The sequence below is a fragment of the Natronincola peptidivorans genome, from assembly GCF_900111615.1.
GTDB classification, from domain to species: Bacteria; Bacillota; Clostridia; order Peptostreptococcales; family Natronincolaceae; genus Natronincola_A; species Natronincola_A peptidivorans.
The window spans coordinates 1-20,248 of record NZ_FOHU01000023.1 but is presented as its reverse complement, the minus strand read 5'-3'; the positions used below and the strand labels follow the sequence as shown (position 1 = coordinate 20,248).

General features: G+C 33.4%; 22 protein-coding genes. 20 read left to right on the top strand and 2 right to left on the bottom strand.

Annotation, left to right across the window (positions count from 1 at the left end):
* The first annotated feature begins 94 nt into the window (after positions 1-94).
* From rpmH to BMX10_RS15855, 9 genes are all read left to right on the top strand, one after another.
* Complete coding sequence (gene rpmH, locus BMX10_RS15895; protein ID WP_090446479.1) at positions 95-229, top strand: 50S ribosomal protein L34; 135 nt, start codon at positions 95-97, stop codon at positions 227-229.
* Positions 230-441: 212 nt separating this feature from the next.
* Positions 442-783, top strand: a complete 342-nt coding sequence (rnpA, locus tag BMX10_RS15890; RefSeq protein WP_090446477.1) for a ribonuclease P protein component — start codon at positions 442-444, stop codon at positions 781-783.
* Positions 784-812: 29 nt separating this feature from the next.
* On the top strand, positions 813-1,025 hold the full coding sequence (gene yidD, locus BMX10_RS15885) for a membrane protein insertion efficiency factor YidD (protein WP_090446474.1): 213 nt from the start codon (positions 813-815) through the stop codon (positions 1,023-1,025).
* 23 nt (positions 1,026-1,048) lie between these two features.
* Positions 1,049-1,699 carry a YidC/Oxa1 family membrane protein insertase gene (locus tag BMX10_RS15880; protein ID WP_090446472.1) on the top strand — a complete coding sequence of 217 codons (651 nt, stop codon included), beginning with the start codon at positions 1,049-1,051 and terminating at the stop codon, positions 1,697-1,699.
* A complete protein-coding gene (gene jag / locus BMX10_RS15875; protein ID WP_090446470.1) occupies positions 1,699-2,322 on the top strand; it encodes an RNA-binding cell elongation regulator Jag/EloR in 624 nt (207 codons plus the stop codon). The genes BMX10_RS15880 and jag overlap by 1 nt, the downstream gene beginning before the upstream one ends.
* Before the next feature lie 154 nt (positions 2,323-2,476).
* The gene (gene mnmE / locus BMX10_RS15870) at positions 2,477-3,865 is read left to right on the top strand and encodes a tRNA uridine-5-carboxymethylaminomethyl(34) synthesis GTPase MnmE (RefSeq protein WP_090446468.1); all 1,389 of its coding nucleotides are present in this window, start codon (positions 2,477-2,479) and stop codon (positions 3,863-3,865) included.
* 83 nt (positions 3,866-3,948) lie between these two features.
* Positions 3,949-5,841 carry a tRNA uridine-5-carboxymethylaminomethyl(34) synthesis enzyme MnmG gene (mnmG, locus tag BMX10_RS15865; protein WP_090446466.1) on the top strand — a complete coding sequence of 631 codons (1,893 nt, stop codon included), beginning with the start codon at positions 3,949-3,951 and terminating at the stop codon, positions 5,839-5,841.
* A gap of 6 nt (positions 5,842-5,847) precedes the next feature.
* The gene (gene rsmG, locus BMX10_RS15860; protein ID WP_090446464.1) at positions 5,848-6,567 is read left to right on the top strand and encodes a 16S rRNA (guanine(527)-N(7))-methyltransferase RsmG; all 720 of its coding nucleotides are present in this window, start codon (positions 5,848-5,850) and stop codon (positions 6,565-6,567) included.
* A 120-nt stretch (positions 6,568-6,687) separates the two neighbouring features.
* Positions 6,688-7,485: a ParB/RepB/Spo0J family partition protein gene (locus BMX10_RS15855; RefSeq protein WP_090446462.1), complete on the top strand. Its 798-nt coding sequence runs from the start codon at positions 6,688-6,690 to the stop codon at positions 7,483-7,485.
* Between the two features lie 148 nt (positions 7,486-7,633).
* Here the strand turns inward: BMX10_RS15855 and BMX10_RS15850 are convergent, their stop codons facing one another.
* Positions 7,634-7,903 (bottom strand): TMEM165/GDT1 family protein, encoded by a 270-nt coding sequence (locus BMX10_RS15850; RefSeq protein WP_090446460.1) that lies wholly within the window; start codon positions 7,901-7,903, stop codon positions 7,634-7,636.
* A gap of 209 nt (positions 7,904-8,112) precedes the next feature.
* Here BMX10_RS15850 and BMX10_RS15845 point away from each other — a divergent pair, with 209 nt between their 5' ends.
* The 6 genes from BMX10_RS15845 (at position 8,113) to BMX10_RS15820 (ending at position 13,768) form a co-directional block, all read left to right on the top strand.
* A complete protein-coding gene (locus BMX10_RS15845; RefSeq protein WP_090446458.1) occupies positions 8,113-8,886 on the top strand; it encodes a ParA family protein in 774 nt (257 codons plus the stop codon).
* On the top strand, positions 8,887-9,768 hold the full coding sequence (locus BMX10_RS15840; RefSeq protein ID WP_090446456.1) for a ParB/RepB/Spo0J family partition protein: 882 nt from the start codon (positions 8,887-8,889) through the stop codon (positions 9,766-9,768).
* A 377-nt stretch (positions 9,769-10,145) separates the two neighbouring features.
* The gene (locus BMX10_RS15835) at positions 10,146-11,291 is read left to right on the top strand and encodes an aminotransferase class V-fold PLP-dependent enzyme (protein WP_090446454.1); all 1,146 of its coding nucleotides are present in this window, start codon (positions 10,146-10,148) and stop codon (positions 11,289-11,291) included.
* Positions 11,292-11,906: 615 nt separating this feature from the next.
* Positions 11,907-12,455, top strand: a complete 549-nt coding sequence (locus BMX10_RS15830) for a DUF4446 family protein (RefSeq protein ID WP_090446452.1) — start codon at positions 11,907-11,909, stop codon at positions 12,453-12,455.
* Between the two features lie 9 nt (positions 12,456-12,464).
* Positions 12,465-13,337, top strand: a complete 873-nt coding sequence (locus BMX10_RS15825) for a diacylglycerol/lipid kinase family protein (RefSeq protein ID WP_090446450.1) — start codon at positions 12,465-12,467, stop codon at positions 13,335-13,337.
* Positions 13,338-13,507: 170 nt separating this feature from the next.
* Positions 13,508-13,768 carry a YkuS family protein gene (locus BMX10_RS15820; protein WP_090446449.1) on the top strand — a complete coding sequence of 87 codons (261 nt, stop codon included), beginning with the start codon at positions 13,508-13,510 and terminating at the stop codon, positions 13,766-13,768.
* An 81-nt stretch (positions 13,769-13,849) separates the two neighbouring features.
* Here BMX10_RS15820 and yyaC read toward each other — a convergent pair whose 3' ends face one another.
* Positions 13,850-14,437, bottom strand: coding sequence for a spore protease YyaC (gene yyaC / locus BMX10_RS15815; protein WP_090446447.1), 588 nt, complete (start codon positions 14,435-14,437; stop codon positions 13,850-13,852).
* Positions 14,438-14,597: 160 nt separating this feature from the next.
* Here yyaC and BMX10_RS15810 point away from each other — a divergent pair, with 160 nt between their 5' ends.
* The 5 genes from BMX10_RS15810 to BMX10_RS15790 all read left to right on the top strand — a co-directional run bounded on the left by BMX10_RS15810 (position 14,598) and on the right by BMX10_RS15790 (position 19,905).
* Positions 14,598-15,692, top strand: coding sequence for a YkvI family membrane protein (locus BMX10_RS15810; protein WP_090446446.1), 1,095 nt, complete (start codon positions 14,598-14,600; stop codon positions 15,690-15,692).
* 121 nt (positions 15,693-15,813) lie between these two features.
* The gene (locus BMX10_RS15805; RefSeq protein ID WP_090446444.1) at positions 15,814-16,929 is read left to right on the top strand and encodes a DUF5711 family protein; all 1,116 of its coding nucleotides are present in this window, start codon (positions 15,814-15,816) and stop codon (positions 16,927-16,929) included.
* A 16-nt stretch (positions 16,930-16,945) separates the two neighbouring features.
* Positions 16,946-17,635: a CvpA family protein gene (locus tag BMX10_RS15800; protein WP_090446442.1), complete on the top strand. Its 690-nt coding sequence runs from the start codon at positions 16,946-16,948 to the stop codon at positions 17,633-17,635.
* Positions 17,636-17,826: 191 nt separating this feature from the next.
* Positions 17,827-19,497, top strand: coding sequence for a DNA polymerase III subunit gamma/tau (gene dnaX / locus BMX10_RS15795; RefSeq protein WP_090446439.1), 1,671 nt, complete (start codon positions 17,827-17,829; stop codon positions 19,495-19,497).
* 63 nt (positions 19,498-19,560) lie between these two features.
* Positions 19,561-19,905 (top strand): YbaB/EbfC family nucleoid-associated protein, encoded by a 345-nt coding sequence (locus tag BMX10_RS15790; protein ID WP_090446438.1) that lies wholly within the window; start codon positions 19,561-19,563, stop codon positions 19,903-19,905.
* Positions 19,906-20,248: the final 343 nt, after the last annotated feature.

The following is a 20,248-nucleotide window of genomic DNA, read 5'->3' as shown; positions in this document are numbered from 1 at the left end:
TGTAGTATGTTCAAAAATAAACTGCTGAACCTATGATTATTAACCAAAATGATTATATAGGAGTACTTATGAAGTACTTGAAGGGGGTGGACTTGTGAAAAGAACCTATCAGCCAAAAAAAAGACAGAGAAGTAAAGAACATGGTTTTAGAAAGAGAATGAGGACTAAAAATGGTAGAAATGTATTGAAAAGTCGTAGATTAAAAGGCAGAAAGAGATTAACAGCATAAGGCCGCACTATGTGGCCTTTTTCTGTAGTTAGGTTTTGTGTTTTAAAAAAGGTTTTAATAGTTAAGCTGTTGAAAAAGTCAAAGAGTGCAATAAGAAAGCAAGATTATTACTTTGTTACATTGAGAAGGACAAGAACCTAAGACTTTTTCAACAAACTCAGTTTTTGGTTACGTAGATAAAGTAGGGGGAGGATGAATTGGAGGAAAAATAAATGAAGGCTGCCAATAGATTAAGAAAGAATGAAGATTTCCGTATTGTGTATAAAGAAGGTAATTCTATGGCTAATAAGCTGTTGATTTTGTATATCAAGAAGAATAATCTAGACTATAACCGGGCAGGCTTCACAGTTTCCAAAAAGATAGGAAAAAGTGTTATTAGAAGTAAAGTGAAAAGAAAAATCAGAGAAAGCTATCGATTAAATGATGAGGGTATAAAAAAAGGATATGATATAGTATTTATAGCAAGGCAGGGGTGTAATGAAGCTACCTATCAAGAAATAGAAAGTGCCTTACTTCATTTATTAAAAAAAAAGAATTTATTAAAAAAAGCGTGAAGGATATTGTTTGATTTGGAGAGAATACTATGTCTAAGGCTTGTATAAGAATTTTATCCTTTTATAGGAAATGGATTTCTCCTTTAAAAAAACCATCCTGTAGGTTTTATCCAAGTTGTTCTCAATACAGTATTGAAGCATATGAAGCTTATGGTTTTTTCAAAGGAACATATTTAACGTTAAAGAGAATATTAAGGTGCCACCCCTTTCATCCAGGGGGTTATGATCCTTTAAAAAAATAATAAATATTTAGGGGGTTTTGAGTTTGAACGCTATTGCACAACCGTTAGGCGCATTATTGAGGTTGATATATCAATTAATAGGAAATTATGGATTGTCTATTATTATCTTTACAGTTATAGTTAAGCTGATAATGGTTCCTTTAACCATTAAGCAAACAAAATCCATGAAGAAAATGCAGGAAATACAACCTAAAATTAAAGAAATACAGGAAAAATATAAAAATGATAAAGAAAAATTGAATACAAAAACGATGGAATTATATAAAGAGCATAATGTCAATCCCTTTGGAGGATGTTTACCTTTATTAATTCAATTTCCAATCATTATTGGTTTATTTACAGTGTTAAGAGCTCCCGAAAACTATGGTTTTGCACAAGAAGTAGTAGATGCAAGCTTTCTATGGCTACCAAGCCTGTCAGCAGCCGATCCATGGATACTACCTTTATTAGCAGGGGCAACCACTTATTTATCTAGTGTTACCATGGCTACCCCAAACAAAAAAGATCCAACACAAAATATGCTAAAGTATTTCTTCCCAGTAATGATTTTCTGGTGGGGAAGAAGTTTTCCAGCAGGATTAACATTATATTGGGTAATAAGTAACTTATTTCAAGCGATACAACAAATTGTTATTAACAAACCCTATTCTAATTTAAAGGAGGGTTCAAATTAATGACAAAGGTAATAGAAACCACAGGAAAAACAATTGAAGAGGCTATACAGTCAGGATTAAAAGAGTTAGAAAAGACTAGAGATCAAGTAGAAGTAAAGATTTTAGAAATACCCACTAAAGGATTTTTAGGTTTTATTGGTACAAAGATGGCAAAAGTTAGACTTACTGTTATTGACCGTCCAGAAGAAGAAGTAAAAGTTTTTTTAAAGGATTTATTTAAAGGAATGGAATTAGAAGTACAAATGGAATTTGAATTATCAAAAGACACATTAAATATATACCTAGAAGGACCGAATATGGGCGTTATTATTGGTAGAAGAGGACAAACCTTAGATGCTGTACAATACCTAGCAAGCTTAGTGGTTAATAAAAATAGAGATGAGTACTTAAAGGTATTTGTAGATACAGAGAACTATAGGAAAAAAAGAGAAGAAACATTAATAAGATTAGCTAATAAAATGGCTAGAAAAGTAAAAAAGATTGGGAAAACTATTGTTTTAGAGCCCATGAATCCTTATGAAAGAAGGATCATTCATTCAACCCTACAGGGGAACCCCTTCGTACAAACCTATAGTGAAGGAGAGGAACCCTATAGAAAAATTGCTATCACAGTGAAAAAATAAACCCAGTTTAATACTGGGTTTCCTTTTTTCATTTTTTATAGGAATAGAAAGTAAATTTTGTTTCTGTATTACTGTATGAAAATTTTGGTATAATAAATAATAGTTGAAAAATAAACTTTTAAGGCATAAAGCCATAGATTAAAGAGGTGAAAAAATGGTTTACATAGATGATACCATAGCTGCTATAGCCACGGCACCAGGAGAAGCAGGAATAGGTATTGTAAGAATTAGCGGGGAAAAAGCAATAAACATCATAGATGAAATATTTCAATCAAAGCAAGGAAAAAAATTAAGCCAGTATCCTGTAAGAAGGATGACCTATGGGTATATTTTTAATCCTGACAAGAAAGAAAAAATAGATGAGGTTTTGGTTCATTATACAAAGGCGCCTTATACCTATACCAAAGAAGATATTGTAGAAATCAACTGTCATGGTGGATTTATTCCTGTGAAAAAGATATTGGAATTGGTTTTAAAAAAAGGAGCTAGGGCAGCAGATCCGGGAGAATTTACAAAAAGAGCCTTTTTAAATGGACGAATTGATTTGGCACAGGCAGAAGCTGTAATGGATTTGATTAGTGCTAAAACTGATAAAGGTTTCGATGTGGCATTAGATCAACTAGAAGGTTTTTTATCCAAAAAAGTAAGTGCAACAAGAAAAAAGCTGCTGGATATGTTAGCCCATATAGAGGTTTCTATTGATTTTTCTGAAGAAGATATTGATGAAGTAACCCTAGAGTATTTATTACATAAAAGTGAAGAAGTAGAAAAAGAAATAGAAAACCTTTTAAAGACTGCAGAAGCAGGGAAAATATTAAGGGAAGGGTTAAATACTGTCATTGTAGGCAAGCCCAATGTTGGTAAATCCTCTTTATTAAACGCTCTTTTAAGAGAAGCTAGAGCTATTGTTACAGAGGTACCAGGAACAACCAGAGATGTTATAGAGGAGCATTTAAATATAAGAGGAATTCCTATAAAAATCATAGATACTGCTGGAATAAGAGAAACTGAAGACATTGTTGAAAAAATTGGCGTAGAGAAGTCTAAGGAATTCTTTAATAAGGCAGATTTGGTTATTTTTATGCTGGACATTTCTACCCCATTAACAAGAGAAGATTTACAAATATTAGAGTTAACAAAAGATAAGAAAACCCTTATCCTTATAAACAAAACAGATTTACCTCAAAAAGCAGATTTAGACAAAGTAAAGGAAATAGCAGTCAATAAAAAAATGATAAAAATTTCCCTAGTAGAAGAAAAAGGACTAGAGGCAGTGGAAGATGCATTAGAGGATTTGGTATATACAGGAGAGGTTAAAGCAAAGGATAGATTGTTGGTAACCAATGTTAGACATAAAAACTCTTTAGAAAGAGCGTTAGCAAGCATTCAGGATGGGGTGTCAGCCATCAAGAAAAAGATGCCATTAGACTTTGTTGAAGTAGATGTAAAAAATACGTGGGAAGCATTAGGAGAAATTACGGGTGATACCGTAGCAGAGGATATTATTGATCATATATTTAAAAACTTTTGTATAGGAAAGTAAACGATATATAGACGAAAATGAAAAGGTTGCACTTTTGAAAGTGTACATCTGTATAAAGCTAGAGTTTATTGGAGGTAGAGGAAATGGATATAGGATATAATGCAGGGAATTATGACATTGTGGTGGTAGGGGCTGGTCATGCTGGTTGTGAAGCTGCTCTTGCTGCTTCAAGGATGGGATATAAAACATTAATGTTAACATTAACCTTAGACGCTATTGCTATATTACCTTGTAATCCTTCTATTGGAGGAACGGGTAAAGGGCATCTAGTTAGAGAGATAGATGCGTTAGGTGGTGAAATGGGGAAAAATATAGATAAAGCTTTTATCCAAAGCAAAATGTTAAATACCGCTAAAGGACCGGCAGTACATTCCCTAAGAGCTCAAGCAGATAAAATAAAGTATCATATAGAAATGAAAAAAACTTTGGAAAATCAAAACAATTTACTAATAAAACAAGGAGAAGTTATTGATTTAATCACTAGAGAGGATAAGGTTCAAGGTATAGTAACCAGGACAGGGGCTGTGTATTATAGCAAGGCGGTTATTTTAGCCACAGGAGTTTACTTAAAGGGAAGAGTATATCTTGGTGAAGTAAACTATGAATCAGGACCAAATGGACTTTTCCCAGCTAATTATCTTTCAGAGAAGCTAAAAGAACTTGGCTGTAATATGCGAAGATTTAAAACGGGAACCCCTGCCAGGATACATAAGGATACCATTGATTTTTCTAAAATGTCTATTCATGCAGGAGACGAAGAAGTGATACCTTTTTCTTTTTTAAATGATGAGTTAAAAATAGACCAACAGCCTTGTTGGTTAACCAGAACAACTGCAGAAACACAAAAAGTAATAAAGGAGAACATTAACCGTTCTGCTATGTATAGGGGAGATATGGAAAGCGTTGGACCAAGATATTGTCCTTCTATTGAAGATAAAATAGTAAGGTTTCACGAGAAACCTTCCCATCAATTATTTATTGAGCCAGAGGGATTAGATACAAAAGAAATGTACTTACAAGGGATGTCTACAAGTTTACCAGAAGAAGTGCAGGAAGCAATGATCAAAACGGTTATAGGTTTAGAAAATGCTAAAATTATGCGGCCAGCCTATGCCATTGAATATGATTGTATTGATCCAACCCAATTAAAGCCTTCTTTAGAAACAAAACATATCAACAACCTTTTTTGTGCAGGCCAATTTAATGGATCTTCGGGCTATGAAGAAGCAGCAGCCCAGGGTTTAATGGCAGCAATTAATGCTGTACGAAAGCTTCAAGAGAAGGAGCCATTTGTATTGGATAGATCAGAGGCATATATAGGCGTGCTGATTGATGATTTAGTTACAAAAGGAACCAATGAGCCCTATCGAATGATGACCTCAAGAGCAGAGTATAGGTTAGTTTTAAGACAAGACAATGCAGACTTAAGACTAACAACAAAAGGCTATGAAATAGGATTAGTAACAGAGGAAAGATATAATAAATATTTAAATAAAAAACAGCAGATAGAAAAAGAAATGGAAAGATTAAAGAAAACGACTGTTTCACCAGAAAAAGCAAATCCTATTTTAGAAGAAATAGACAGCACTCCTATCAAAACAGGAATAGCTTTGTATGATTTATTAAAAAGGCCAGAGGTTTCTTACAAAGAGATCCTAGCTATTGATGAAAATAAGCCTAAGGATTTATCGAAGGATGCTGAAAAACAATGTGAAATTGTTATAAAATATGAAGGTTATATAGATAAACAATTAAAACAAATTGATCAATTTAAAAAACTGGAAAAGAAAAAGCTTAGCGAGGAAATAAATTATAGTGATATAGAGGGATTGCGACTAGAGGCAAGACAAAAACTTAATAGTATCAAACCACTTTCTGTAGGACAGGCTTCTAGGATATCAGGAGTTTCCCCTGCTGATATTTCTGTGCTATTAATCTACTTAGAACAAAAAAGAAGAAAGAAGGGGGGGCAATAATAAACAATGGAAATAAATAAGCTTTTAATGGAAGGCAGCAGTCAACTAGGTGTAAAAATAGAGGAAGAACAAACAAAAAAATTTATAAAATACAAAGAGTTATTATTAGAATGGAATCAAAAAATGAATCTTACTGCCATAGAGGAAGAAAGAGAAGTTATAATAAAGCACTTTTTAGACTCTATATCCTGTGTACAAGTAAACCAGTTAGAAAACAAAGGAAGAATGATCGATGTAGGTACGGGGGCGGGCTTTCCAGGGATACCACTTAAAGTTATTTTTCCAAAGTTAAAGTTAACGTTGCTAGATTCCTTAAACAAAAGGATTAACTTTTTAAAAGAGGTTTGTCTTCAATTAGAATTAACAGAGGTAGAGTTTGTCCATGGAAGGGCGGAGGATTATGGACAAAATAAAGCCTATAGAGAAAACTATGAATACGCTATAGCAAGGGCTGTAGCTCCTCTGAACATTCTAGCAGAGTATTGTCTTCCTTTTGTAAAAATAGGGGGATATTTCATTTGTCAAAAAGGGAAAGCGCTAGAAGATGAGCTAATAGAAGGAGAGAAAGCAGTAAAAATACTGGGAGGAAAAATAGTAGATAAAAAGGATATAACCTTACCCTTTAGTGATATTACACACAATATTTTAGTAATAGAGAAAATAAAACAAACCTCGACAAAATATCCTAGAAAAGCAGGTAAACCTTCCAAAAACCCTATAAAATAGCTTTAACAATAATTTTTTGTAAAACGAAAATAAGATTTTTTTAAAATTAACAGAAGGAGTAGAAGTCTTTGTATAGAAATAATAATACAATGGAATTTCCTTAAGAAAAGAGGGATTAGGATGAGTAATGCTGAAAAAAGAGTTCTTGAGATAACGATAGATTCTGTTATTTCCAATCCTTATCAACCTAGACGAAGCTTTTCTCAAGCCAGTCTTCAAGAGTTAAGTCAATCAATTAAAGCCTATGGAGTACTACAACCCATTAGCGTGAGACAAATAGGGGAAGGAAAATATGAGTTAATAGCAGGGGAAAGAAGAGTAAAAGCTGCAAAGCTTGCCAAACTAGAAACAATACCTGCTATAGTTAACAATCAGTTTAATGATAAAGATTCAGCTGTTTTAGCTATTATAGAAAATCTTCAAAGAGAGGATTTAAATTTTATAGAAGAAGCTCAAGGGTATGCTAATTTAATCGAGGATCATGGGTTAACCCAACAGGAGTTAGCTATACGCATAGGCAAAAACCAATCTACTGTTGCAAACAAACTGAGGATCTTAAGGTTAAAGGATGAAATAAAACAAAAATTATTAGAGCACAATTTAACTGAAAGACATGCTCGAGCACTATTAAAGCTTCCAGATGATGAGTTGAGGGCTTTAGCGATAGATAAGATTATTAAGAATGATTATAATGTAAAGAAAACAGAAGAGTTTATTCAAATGATGATAGAGGAAATAACAGCAGAGAAAGAACCTAAAAGTAAACAAAAAATAAAAAGCTTTATGAATTATAAGATTTACATTAACACGATAAAGCAAGCTTATGAAGCTATTAAAGATAAACAAGAGAGGGCTGAATTTAAACAAGTAGATAAAGGAGATTTTATTGAAGTAACGTTAAAAATACCTAAAGGGTAATGTTGAAAATAAAAACAACGTATAAAAGATTACTAGAGGAAATTTAGTAATCTTTTTTTATATAATAGCAAAGTGCTACTTTACTATTATATAAAAACAGGGGTTGTAGGGTATGAAATCCCCTGCCCGCATTCAGGAAGGTGCTTTTTTAAATTTTATTAAATAAGGTTAAAAAACCAATAACAATAAAAGCTAACCCAGCTGCTGTTTGCAAATAATGGGGAGGAATATATTTCATCAAAAAAGTTCCAGCAAAGACACCAACAAAAGAGCTAAGGATTAAAGCTAAAGATGCTCCAATAAAAACAGGCCATATGGATTTGCTTTGGGTGGCTAAAAGCATAGTTTGAAGCTGTGTTTTATCTCCTAGCTCTGCCACAAAAACAATAAAAAAGGTTGTTAAAATCATACGCAACATAGTGAAACCTCCTTACAATCTTTTGCAAAAAAGAATAGCTGTTGATTTTTCTTTTGTCATCATAAATCATTATATTCTTAAAAAAAACTTATTATTAGTAAAATCCTTAGAAAGTTTTTTTAAAAAATAAAAGGGAAAAAGAAAAATTATTAGAAATTTAATAATATACAAAAGCGACTTAAGTGTAGTAGAAAAGGAGGCAAAGTAAAATGGGTAAAGTGATAGCGATTTTTAATCAAAAGGGAGGGGTTGGAAAAACAACAACAAATGTTAATTTGAGTGCATGTATAGCCAGCAAAGGCAAAAAGGTATGTGTCATAGATATTGATCCTCAAGGAAACACCACCAGCGGGTTTGGAGTAGATAAAAGTCAACTAGAATACAGTATTTATGATGTAATGATAGATGAGGTAGATATTAAAGATGCTGTTATCAAAACAGAATATGAAAATATTGATTTAATACCTTCAAGCAATGAATTAGCCGGAGCAGAAATAGAGCTGGTGTCTACTACAGATAGAGAAAAAAAACTAAGAAGCGCTATTAATACAATTAGAGGAGATTATGACTATATTTTTGTAGATTGTCCACCTTCATTAGGATTATTAACCATTAACTCTCTTTCAGCAGTTGACACTGTATTGATTCCTATTCAATGCGAATATTATGCACTAGAAGGAGTAAGTCAATTAATGAACACAATTCAATTAGTAAAACAAAACATAAATCCCGACCTAGAAATACAAGGGGTGGTATTAAGCATGTTTGATGGTAGAACAAATCTATCAATACAAGTAGTGGATGAAGTAAAAAACTACTTTAAAGGAAAGGTTTATGCCACCATCATACCCAGAAACGTAAGGTTAGCAGAGGCTCCAAGCTATGGACAGCCCATTATTTACTATGACAACAAATCCAAAGGAGCGGAGGCTTATCTAGAATTGGCTGAGGAATTTATAGATTTGGAAGAGGATGTGATATAAATGGCAAAGGCAAACAAGAAAAAGGGGTTAGGAAAAGGACTTCAAGCCTTAATTCCTCAACTAAACACAATGGAGGTTGTAGAAGAAATTTTTAATGAAAACAGCATACAAAATATTAACATTAACAAAATTTCTCCTAATGAAAATCAACCTAGAAAAAGCTTTAAAAAGGAAGCCCTTGAAGAATTGGCAAATTCTATAAAAGCGCAAGGGTTAATCCAACCCATTATTGTAATTGAAAAAGAAAAAGGCTTTATGATTATCGCTGGAGAAAGACGATGGAGAGCTGCTAGAGAAGCAGGATTAAAAGAAATCCCTTGTATCATTAGAAACCACAACAAGCAGCAACTAATGGAGATCGCCCTTATTGAAAACATTCAAAGAGAAGATCTTAATATTATGGAAGAAGCTAAGGCTTATAAATATTTAATAGATACCTATAAAATAACCCAGGATCAATTGGCAGAGGCGATAGGGAAAAGCAGGCCTTATATAGCTAACATTCTAAGGTTGTTACAATTAGATGCGCGGGTTGTAGATATGATTAAAGAAGAAAAAATAACTGCTGGCCATGGCAGAGCTTTGTTAAGCCTTGAAGCAACAGAACAACAATACCAGGTAGCCCTAATGGTAGAAAAAGAGAAAATGAATGTAAGACAAGTTGAAGAACATGTCCGATGCTTATTAAAACCCAAAAAGAAAGAAAAGGAAAAGAAAAGAGAAAAAGATTTTATTTTGGCAAAAATAGAGGAAGACTTAAAAAGCTTTTTTGGTACAAAGGTAAATGTTTCAAAGGGGAGAAAAAAAGGAAAAATAGAAATAGAATACTATAACGACCAGGACTTAGAAAGAATTTTAAGTTTATTTGAGACAAATATTTAAAGTTTCACGTGAAACTTCACCGTATAGAACGAGACTTAACGGAGAGGATTAGTGCTCTTATTAAATTTTAACTGAAGCTATATAAAGGATGAGGTGCTTAGTCTGATGCTACAGAGGAAGATTAAGTGCTATAATTAAAGAAAAAAACTTACTAAAAAACATTAAACATGGAACGCATGAAATGCGTTCCATGTGTTTTAGATTTTAATAAAGTCAAACAAAAAACCTAAAGCGTCCTGTATAGAAAAAATCTTTTCAAAAATAAAAACGATAAAAATTTTCTATAGTAACATACTAAAGAGATAACATAGCAAAGACAATAGAATATGTTATAATAGATAATGAAATTTATACCTAGTCACAAAGGGGAGATTTTTATGATATATTTAGACAATGCAGCTACAACTTTTCCAAAACCAGAGATGGTTTATGAAGCTGTTTTGAACAACATGAAAAACTATGGTGCTAATCCTGGGCGATCGGGGCATAAGCTTGCTCTTGAAGCAGGGAGAGTGATTTTCAAAGGAAGAGAAATGGTTTGTAGGCTGTTCAATATAGACGACCCTATGCAAGTAATTTTTACTTGTAATGCAACGGAGGCTTTAAATCTTGCTATCAAAGGTGTTTTAGAAGAAGGAGACCATGTTATCACCACCAGCATGGAGCACAACTCTGTTATGAGACCCATAAAATCCTTAGAAAATAATGGTGTAGAGAACACTGTTATACAATGCGATGAGGCAGGGGGGCTTAATCCAAGGCTGATAGAGAGAGCAATTAAAGAAAACACAAAGCTAATTGTTGTTACGCATGCCTCTAATGTGACGGGAACCATCATGCCAATTGAAGAAATTGGGGAAATTGCAAAGAGAAAAAATGTATTGTTTTTAGTAGACGCTGCTCAAACGGCAGGAGTATATGACATAGATGTAAAAAACATGAATATTGATTTATTAGCTACAGCTGGACACAAGGGATTAATGGGGCCTCAAGGGACAGGGATCTTATTTATTGGAGAAGGAGTAGAAGTAAAGCACTTTAAAGAAGGTGGCACTGGAAGTAAGTCACAGGAGTTAACACAACCATTAATGCTGCCTGACAGATATGAGAGCGGCACTCCTAACACCCCTGGAATAGCTGGCTTAACAGCAGGGATTGAATTTATCCTAAAGGAAGGGTTAGATAAAATTAGAAAGCACGAGGAAGAAATCACCAGCTGCTTTCTTGAAGGAGTGAAAAACATTCCCGGCATAATTATTTATGGGAAACAGGATGCAACAAAACAGGCGGCAGTTGTTTCTATCAATATAGGTGAAGAGGATTCTTCTGAAATAGGTTATGTTTTGGATAAGGTTTTTGATGTTGGAATAAGACCAGGCCTTCACTGCGCTCCTATGGCCCACAAGACGATAGGGACTCTTGAGCAAGGAACTGTGAGGTTTAGTTTTGGATATTTTACCACAAAAGAAGAGGTGAAGATAGCGATAGAAGCAATAAGAAACATAAAGGAAGAGGTAATATAAAAAAGAAAAACAAAAAAATTAAATATAGATGTACAATCTAAGAAGTTAAAATATACATTTTTTTATTTGCTATAATTAGGTATACAATGATGGATCGTAAATTTGATAAACACAGGCCTGCGGTTTCACCAATGGATGATGTCTACAATCCATTCCAATGAAAAACACTAAAATTTGCAAACTCACTGCATTCAAACATACGAATTTCTTAACGTATTTTTCATTTCCATGAATCGGACACCATGGCTATTGTCTGCAAATGCAGCCCTTTAGTGTATCAAAATTAAGCTTAGCAATATCCAAACAAATCTTAGTATAATGATAGCTTTCGATTTGTATATCTATAAAAATCCAACACTTAAGCTTACTTAAAATATGTTGAGGTGATTGGATTTTTTTCTTGTTCTTTAGCTTTAAAAAAACAAGAAACACTATTTAAGAAGGATATAAAAATAAAGGCTAAAGAGGGAAAAATTACATCAGTATATTTTAATGGGTTTAGAAGGGAAACAATCAAAGGTTGTAGAATATAAAATGTGATATTTGATTGTATCAACAAAAAATAAGAACTAGTTTATAAAAACAAAGAAAGAAGTCAGGGAAGGGAGAAATTGTATGCAAGAGGTTTTGTCTATTATAGACGCGTATTCTTTAACTTTTATTTTTACTGGTTTAGTAATGAACTTATTTCTAATTATTTTACTAGCAATAAACTACAGCATGACAGCTAATTTAAAAGATAAATACAAGCGATTGGTTAAAGGTACAAGTGGAAAAAACATAGAAAATGTACTAATGGAGCATATTGCTAAAGTAGAAGAAGTACAGGAGGATTTTAAGGAGCTTTATTCCAAATTAGACATATTAGAAAATCGAATAAGCTTCTCCATTCAAAAAGTAGGTATTGTCCGATATAACGCATTTCAAGATGTAGGAAGTGATTTGAGTTATTCCATAGCTTTGTTAGATAACAATGATACTGGAATCATTTTAACAGGAATTCATGGAAGAGCAGAAACCATCTCATATGCTAAACCTGTTAAAGAAGGACAATCAAATTACAACCTTTCTGTTGAAGAGATTCAAGCCTTAGAAAGAGCTAAATCTAACGATCTAGATAATGTTAAAATAAAAGGCGCTAGAGGAAAAAAAGACAATGGGTAGGTGGAGCAATTGTCCTATTTATTTATAATTAATCCTATTGCAGGAAAAAACAAAGGGGCAAAGATACTACCAATAATAAAAGAAGTTTTAGATAAAAGAAAGGTCGCCTATGAACTAATAGAAACCACCAAAGCTGGAGAGGCTGAAAAAATTGCTAAAGAAGCTGTAAGCAAAAAACACGCTGTTATTGTGGCAGTAGGTGGAGATGGCACCATTCATGAGGTTTTAAATGGGATGATTGGCAGCAATAAGGCATTAGGAATAATTCCTGCTGGTACCGGTAACGATTTAAGCAGGACATTAAAGCTTCCAGAAAATCCAGAGAGTGCCCTAGAGTTAATTTTAGAAGGAAAAACCAAAAAAATTGATTTAGGAAAAATAGGAGAAAAACATTTTATTAACTTTGCCAGCGTAGGGCTTGATGCGGTTATAGCCTCTGAGGCCAACAATATAAAGCGGTGGATCGCTGGAAAAGGAGCCTATATACTAGCAGCTTTAAAAGGAATAAGTACTTTTAAAAGCAGAAAGGTGCAATTTGTTATAGATGACAAAATAATGCTAGAAGAGGTAATGATGATTACTGTTTGCAATGGTGTTTTTTACGGTGGAGGAATGAAGGTTGCGCCAGAAGCAGATTTAGAGGATGGACTTTTTGATGTATATGTTATAAAAGCCATGAACAAACTTAAACTGTTGTTGTTGTTTCCTACAATATACATGGGCAAGCATGTAAAATATCAAGAGGTAAGTTTTTATCGAGCAAAAACCGTAACTATTTTCTCGGATAAACAAATACAAATCAATGCTGATGGTGAAATTATAGAGAACAAACCATTAGTATTTGAAATTTTACATCGAAGCTTAGAGATTATTATTGGATAGCTTTAAATATACTAAAGGATTTTGTTTTTATAGAAAGGAACCCAAGTTATTGCATATAATAGTTAATGCTATACTTCATTAATACAGTATAGATAGAGCTTAAATAAAAAACAAAAAATTGAGAATGAAAAAACACCTTTTTGGAATAATAAGCCAAGGAGGTGTCTTTATTGAAAAGAATAGCGATACAAGATAATTTGACAGAGATTAAAACGGCATTACAGGAAAAAGGTTATGAACTTGTTAGCTTTCAAGATCAAGGAAGGATAGATGCTATTGTATACCTTGACGATTACTCAGGAATAAAGAATCTAAATGATACAGGTGAAACAAATAATTATGGTTCTATTTTAATCAATGCAAATAATAAATCTATAGAGGAAATACAATACATTATAGAAAACAGGAGATATGGAAGCTTATTTGGTTAAAAAAAACACTTTTAAACCCAGCTGACTACGCAAATCTAGTCCTGCTACGTTGGTTGGTTTTTTTATTGAAAAAAATTAATTCTATGAAAGTAGTTTTTCTTTATGCATTTTCCAGACAGAGAACTTAATCCCCTCTGCAATGGTGTCAGCCATCTTCATTACCAGTTGAAGCCTTGTGTTTTGAAGAATCATATACTCCATATAACCCCCTAAATTAACAATGCCCATAATATGGAGATCACCAACAGAGGGTAATTGTTTATTAACTCCGGCACCAGGAGTTAAAGGGCCTTCTCCCACAGTTATATAACCAACTCTGTCAACCCTGCCTAAGCAAGCATCGATAGCTATAATAAAAGGATTTACACATGTGTCCTGGATAGTATCTATTTGTTCTTGTAGATTTTTTGCGTGAACAGGCTTATCTAAAGTACCATAAACATAGATGTCGGGATGTCTAGATAATGGCCTTACTAACTTGTGTCCAACTAAAGGACCTAAGGCATCTCCTGTAGAGCGATCAGTTCCTATACACAAAAAAACCAGCTCGCTATAGGAGGAAAAATAATACTTTTCAATATACTTAGAAAAAATACTGCTAAAGCTTAGTGAGGCCATACTGGTGTTGATATCGATAGAGCTAGCTGTCTTTGAAAGAGATAAAGACATAAGGGTTCCTCCTTAAGTGAAAGAGATTTTATGAACAAATCCTTGATATTAAATAAACTTTATTTACTAATAAAGCTTTCCCCAAAATTCTTTGTTCAATACAATTTATTAAGAATACCCCCTATATATGAAAAAATATATTAATCTTAGGGGGGATTTTATGAAAGGATTAAAATCTATTTGTACCATAGCAAGTGTATATATTGGTACAGTTATAGGAGCAGGATTTGCTTCAGGTCAAGAAATATTACAATTTTTTGGAAAACATGGCAAATCAGGAGTGTTGGGAATAGGTTTTTCAACACTGATTCTAGTTGTTGTAGCAGTTAGAACCTTAGAGACGGTTTATAGAAAAAAAATCAGAAGTTTTGAAGATTACGGCCGAAGATATTTTCACAAAAAGGTTTTTAATGGGTTTAACCTATTGGTAGCTTTTTTACTATTGGTGGGGTATTTTGTTATGTTGGCAGGCAGTGGTGCTGTTATTAAAGAAAACTTTCAAATACCAGCTATTTATGGAATATTAATTATGTCTGTATTTTGTTTTTCTGTTTTTACCTTTGGCATTGATGGTGTTGCAAAAGCAAATAATATTGTTGTTCCTTTTTTACTAGGTGTTGTTTTTTTTGTGTCTCTTTCGGTTCTTATAAAAAACAAGCTCCTATTTAGCAATCTGCATGGAAAATCCTTTGTAGCTTTAAAAGGCATAAACACTTTAAAACTAGAGGGTGGTTTAATTGATTTTTTCTTGCTAAACTTGGGATGGGTAAAGTCTTCATTATTATATGCAGCACATAATAGTATAGGAGCCATTATCGTAATAACCTCCCTATTACCCTATATTCATAATGCTAAGGCGGCTAAATGGGGCGGAGTATTAGGAGGTTTAGGTTTGGGTTTTGTGGCATTATTAATCTTATTAAGCTTGTTATTACTATATACAGATATTGTAGGCCTAGAGGTGCCCATGGTGGCGATAGCACATTCTTTGAGTGAAACACATAAAAAAATATATAGCGTTGTTTTGTTATTAGCCATGTTTACCACGGCGATAGCAAACGGCTATGGGTGTATATTAAGATTTTCCTACATAATGAAATTAAGAGAAGGGTGGGCAAGAATTTTGGTTTGTTGCTTATCAATCCCCTTGGCTACTTTAGGTTTTAAAAATTTGGTTTCTTTTTTCTATCCCTTATTTGGATATGTTGGATTTTTATTTATAGGGGTTTTTGTTCTAAAAACTAATAATAACTAAGGCTCCTCTAGTAAGTTGAAGATGGTTATTACTATCTTAAAATGGAAAAAGGAGATTTTGCTTCTTTGAGGAATATAGATAAGATAGAAACAATTGTTTCCCGTGAAACAGGAGGTGCTGAATGAATAAAAACAAAAGAAAAACGATACTAATACTTATGATAATTATGTTGATTTTAATTGGACCCAAGCTAATAAACGCTGCAAGAAAGACAATTTCAACTGTAGAAAAAGAAATCTACTTGATAAAAGAAATAGAAACAGATTATCAAGGAGTGGTTACTTATAAAAAAATGGAGGAGGGCATTCTTCAATATTGGGATGGAATTTTAGCCTTCTATGATTTAGCAGGCATTCAAAAATGGCATATATTTTTAGGAATAACCAATCCCATGATAAAAACAAACTCAAACAATATATATGTTGTAGATAACAGCAAAAATCAGTTGTTGAGGATAGGAAAAAATGGAGAAATTATTTATAGATATGCCTCAGAGGAAGCTTTAAAGAACTTTGAGGTTTGTGAAGAAAACTACGTGATTCTACAATATCCAGAAAAAAACAAGCTTACTAAGCTGACGATTTTGAATCAAGAGGGAAGGGAACATAGCAACTTTTCATTAACTGAGGGAGCGGTTATCAGTCTAGCCATATCAAAAAAGCACGACTTTGTGGCTGTTAACACATTAAAATCAAACAACACAATAGAAAGCAGCCTGCTAACCTATGACACCAAAGGTCAATTAATAGGCTCAACAAGTTTAAAAGATCAATTAGTACTAGGCTTCTTATATGATTCCAAGGGGAATCTAATTGCTGTTAAGGAAGAAGAGGTATTAAGCATCAATAAAACAAACAAAATTTTATGGAACACTTTTGTTGACAGGACAAAGCTTTTTAAGGAGCAACCATTCAGACATATAACCTTTTATAGTGGAGAAAGTGGAAAAAATCCATTAATCCATACAAAAGGAGGAGAAAAAGTAAAAATAATACAATACAATGGAAACGTGGTTGGAGAAACAACAACAGAGGAATCAATTTTAGGGATAGATGTAAATGAGAAAGCTATAGCCGCCTACTCTCTTAGAACCATCTACCTATTGGATGAAAGAGGTATTGTTGAAATGGAACACAAATATTCTAGCGATATAGAAGAGGTTTTTATTTTTTCTAAGGAACACGTAGTAGTTGTTACAAAAGGAAAGGTAGCCTTTATGAGAATCATAGAAAGATGAGGAGAGGGTTTTGTATATGATGTGGTTTGATTTGTTAATGGTAGTGATTGTGGTTTTAAGCAGTATTGGAGGCTATAGAAAAGGCTTCATTCTAACAATGTTTAGTTTCGGCAGCTATATCATTGCTTTCTTTGTTGCTAAGGTTTACCATCTACAGCTTGCCGCTTGGATTAGAAGCACCCCTACTCTTATGGAGGGTATACAAAACTTTATAGGGAAAAACATAAACTTAGATTTTCTACAAATAGATGAATTGAAAGAGGGGGCTTTTATAAAGCTGCCGGTATTTTTAGAGGAATATATATTAAAGGAAATTCCTGTAGAAGCTTACGCGCAACAAACAATAGAGGTTCTAAAGGGGCAGGTGGTAAATACGATGCTTACTTTTTTTATCAATACCATTAGTATGATTATTTTATTTGTATTAGCAAGAACCATTATATTGATTATAGGTCATTTAGCAAACGAAGTTTTTGAGTTGCCTGTATTAAACACAGTAAACGGCTTAGCTGGAGGCGTGTTGGGCTTTGCTAGAGGATTTGCAATTATCCTTATATTTGTACTAATTATGATACCAATAGCCATGGCCAATTTAGAGGGATTTGTTGCCAAAGGCATGCAAGAATCCAATATGCTGCCCATTTTTTCTCAACACCTTCTTTCTTATTTATCCATCAGTGTAGGACTAAGACCTCTAATTGCTTAAGGGATAAAAAAAGTACTTCACTGTGGAAATAAACTGAGCTACAACCTAGAGAGAAAAAACCTTAAAAGCAAGTAATGGTTTTATTTGAATGGTTGAAGGTAAGGATATATGATATAATAATAAATGCTGGTACAGAAAAAAGTTTTTAAAACAAAGGATCATAAACTCTTGATATAATGAAGGTGATTTTTATGGCATATAAAGCACTATATAGAAAATTTCGGCCTCAAGTTTTTGAGGATGTCGTAGGACAAAATCCTATAACAACTACATTAAAAAACCAAATAAAAGCTAAAAGCATATCTCATGCATATCTGTTTTCTGGAACAAGAGGTACAGGTAAAACCTCCACGGCAAAAATTTTTGCAAGAGCAGTAAATTGTCTACAGCCAGAAGACTTTAATCCTTGTAATCAGTGTGAAGTATGCAAAGGAATTTTGACAGAAAGCATTATGGATGTAGTAGAGATCGACGCAGCCTCTAATAACGGTGTGGACCATATAAGAGAACTAAGAGAAAATGTGAAATACCCACCTTCAAAAGGAAGCTATAAAATTTATATCATTGATGAAGTCCATATGCTTAGTACTGGGGCCTTCAATGCTCTTTTAAAGACATTAGAAGAACCTCCTAATCATGTGATATTTATTCTTGCTACTACAGATCCACAAAAGCTACCGGCTACTATTTTATCTAGGTGTCAAAGATATGATTTTAAAGGCGTTACCACAAAGGCAATCATAGAAAGATTAAAGGAAATATGTTCAAAGCTAGAGGTTGACGCAGAGGAAGAGGCATTAAGAATAATAGCTATCAATGCTGGAGGGGCCTTAAGGGATGCATTAAGCATTCTAGAGCAATGTATATCCTTTACGGATGGAAAGCTTACAGAAGAGGAAGTAATAGATACACTAGGACTGGTTAACCACCAAATGATTTTTTCGTTAGTAGAGGCAATTGCTAAAAAAAACACATCTGAGGCTATTCATTTAATTCAAAAGATTGTTGGAGAAGGAAAGGATGTACAGCAGTTAATAAAGGAGTTAGTCTATCATTTTAGAAATTTAATGATGGCAAAAATCAATGTAGAGCTGGAAGAGCTATTAAGTCTCTCTAAGGAAGTTTTAGAGAAGCTGCAGCAGCAAAGCAAATCTTTTAGCATCAATGGAATTAAAGAAGCTATAAATATCTTATCTGAGTTAGAAGGAAAGGCAAAATATGCTGCTCAACCAAAAATTTTGTTGGAGGTAGCAGCAGTATCCTTATGTATAGAAAAACAAGAAGAAAATGTAGATTCTTTAATAGAAAGAGTACTTCAATTAGAAAAAAAAATAGCATCAGGAAAAAGTGCCTTTAAAGAAACCAGCTTAAGAGAAACATATAGTACAAATATAGTAGAAAACCCTGTTAAAAAAATCAAAACTGTAGAAAAGGCCGCTGAAGAAGAATCTTTGGGTCCAGAAAAAACGGAAAAAGAAGAGATAGAATCTTCAAAGGAAGAGGCTTTAGATTTTTCTGCTTTAAAGGATGGATGGCAGGAAGTAAAGGACTTTATAAAAAGGGATAAAAAAGCTCAAGTTGAAGCAATGCTGAAGGAAGGGAATATAGAAGGAATAAAAGGAAACAGGTTGATCATTAGCTTTAAAGATGGTTATGGGTTCCATAGAGAGACCCTTGACAAAGAAAAAAACAAAGAATATATTGCTAGTATTATAAAAAAAGTTACAGGACAAAATCCAAAACTATCTTTTGTAATGGAGTATGAAATAAATGAAAAACAAAAAAATAATGATGAAGAAATTATCATTGAGAAATTAAAAAAGGTACTACCAGAAGGTCTTCTTGAAATTGTAGATGAATAATTTATAATAGAGGGCCCAAGATATAATAACTAGAAATAATTAAAATAGAAGGAGGAATAAAATATGGGTAAAAAAGGTTTCCAAGGAATGGGTGGAATGCCTAATATGAATAACATGATTAAACAAGCACAAAAAATGCAAAAGCAAATGGAAGAGATGCAGGCAGAGGTTGAGAAAAAGGAAGTGGAAGCTAGCGCTGGTGGTGGAGCCGTTATAGTAAAAATGACTGGAAAAAAAGAAATTATCAGCATAGATATTAAACCAGAGGTAGTAGATCCAGATGATGTGGAAATGTTACAGGATTTAGTAATGGCTGCGGTAAATGAAGCCATACGTTCTGCTGAAGAAATGGTAAGTAAAGAGATGTCAAAAGTAACGGGCAACATGAACTTACCTGGAATGTTTTAACCATTTGAAAGAAACTATATGATAGTGTAAAGTAGGTTATGAAAACTAAGAAACAAAATTTTACAACATGATTTGTGGGGGGAGTACCTTCTTAAAAGAAGAAAACATCAAAAAAATAGATTGATGATACCACAAATAATGCTCTGGAACCCACAGCATTGATGGTGAAACGATGAAGTTTAGCAAAAGTGCAAAGGCACATTTAAGGGGAAGGTTGGTTTTGTTGTGAGAGGATGGTTTGTTGCCCTAAGTAGATCAGTAGCTGCCATTTGCCCGGCATATTATCGGCATTTGTCAGCATATCGACTTCGTTTAAAGGACGCTTCCACTCATGAAGCTTGTG

What these genes read in the sequence shown, in the direction of transcription:
- BMX10_RS15805 (WP_090446444.1), top strand. Translation starts at nt 15,814, where the DNA reads ATGAATAAAAACAAAAGAAAAACGATACTAATACTTATGATAATTATG.
- BMX10_RS15855 (WP_090446462.1), top strand. Translation starts at nt 6,688, where the DNA reads ATGAGTAATGCTGAAAAAAGAGTTCTTGAGATAACGATAGATTCTGTT.
- rnpA (WP_090446477.1), top strand. Translation starts at nt 442, where the DNA reads ATGAAGGCTGCCAATAGATTAAGAAAGAATGAAGATTTCCGTATTGTG.
- BMX10_RS15830 (WP_090446452.1), top strand. Translation starts at nt 11,907, where the DNA reads ATGCAAGAGGTTTTGTCTATTATAGACGCGTATTCTTTAACTTTTATT.
- jag (WP_090446470.1), top strand. Translation starts at nt 1,699, where the DNA reads ATGACAAAGGTAATAGAAACCACAGGAAAAACAATTGAAGAGGCTATA.
- yidD (WP_090446474.1), top strand. Translation starts at nt 813, where the DNA reads ATGTCTAAGGCTTGTATAAGAATTTTATCCTTTTATAGGAAATGGATT.
- BMX10_RS15840 (WP_090446456.1), top strand. Translation starts at nt 8,887, where the DNA reads ATGGCAAAGGCAAACAAGAAAAAGGGGTTAGGAAAAGGACTTCAAGCC.
- BMX10_RS15835 (WP_090446454.1), top strand. Translation starts at nt 10,146, where the DNA reads ATGATATATTTAGACAATGCAGCTACAACTTTTCCAAAACCAGAGATG.
- rsmG (WP_090446464.1), top strand. Translation starts at nt 5,848, where the DNA reads ATGGAAATAAATAAGCTTTTAATGGAAGGCAGCAGTCAACTAGGTGTA.
- BMX10_RS15800 (WP_090446442.1), top strand. Translation starts at nt 16,946, where the DNA reads ATGATGTGGTTTGATTTGTTAATGGTAGTGATTGTGGTTTTAAGCAGT.
- yyaC (WP_090446447.1), bottom strand. Translation starts at nt 14,437, where the DNA reads ATGTCTTTATCTCTTTCAAAGACAGCTAGCTCTATCGATATCAACACC.
- BMX10_RS15790 (WP_090446438.1), top strand. Translation starts at nt 19,561, where the DNA reads ATGGGTAAAAAAGGTTTCCAAGGAATGGGTGGAATGCCTAATATGAAT.
- mnmG (WP_090446466.1), top strand. Translation starts at nt 3,949, where the DNA reads ATGGATATAGGATATAATGCAGGGAATTATGACATTGTGGTGGTAGGG.
- dnaX (WP_090446439.1), top strand. Translation starts at nt 17,827, where the DNA reads ATGGCATATAAAGCACTATATAGAAAATTTCGGCCTCAAGTTTTTGAG.
- BMX10_RS15845 (WP_090446458.1), top strand. Translation starts at nt 8,113, where the DNA reads ATGGGTAAAGTGATAGCGATTTTTAATCAAAAGGGAGGGGTTGGAAAA.
- BMX10_RS15810 (WP_090446446.1), top strand. Translation starts at nt 14,598, where the DNA reads ATGAAAGGATTAAAATCTATTTGTACCATAGCAAGTGTATATATTGGT.
- mnmE (WP_090446468.1), top strand. Translation starts at nt 2,477, where the DNA reads ATGGTTTACATAGATGATACCATAGCTGCTATAGCCACGGCACCAGGA.
- BMX10_RS15850 (WP_090446460.1), bottom strand. Translation starts at nt 7,903, where the DNA reads ATGTTGCGTATGATTTTAACAACCTTTTTTATTGTTTTTGTGGCAGAG.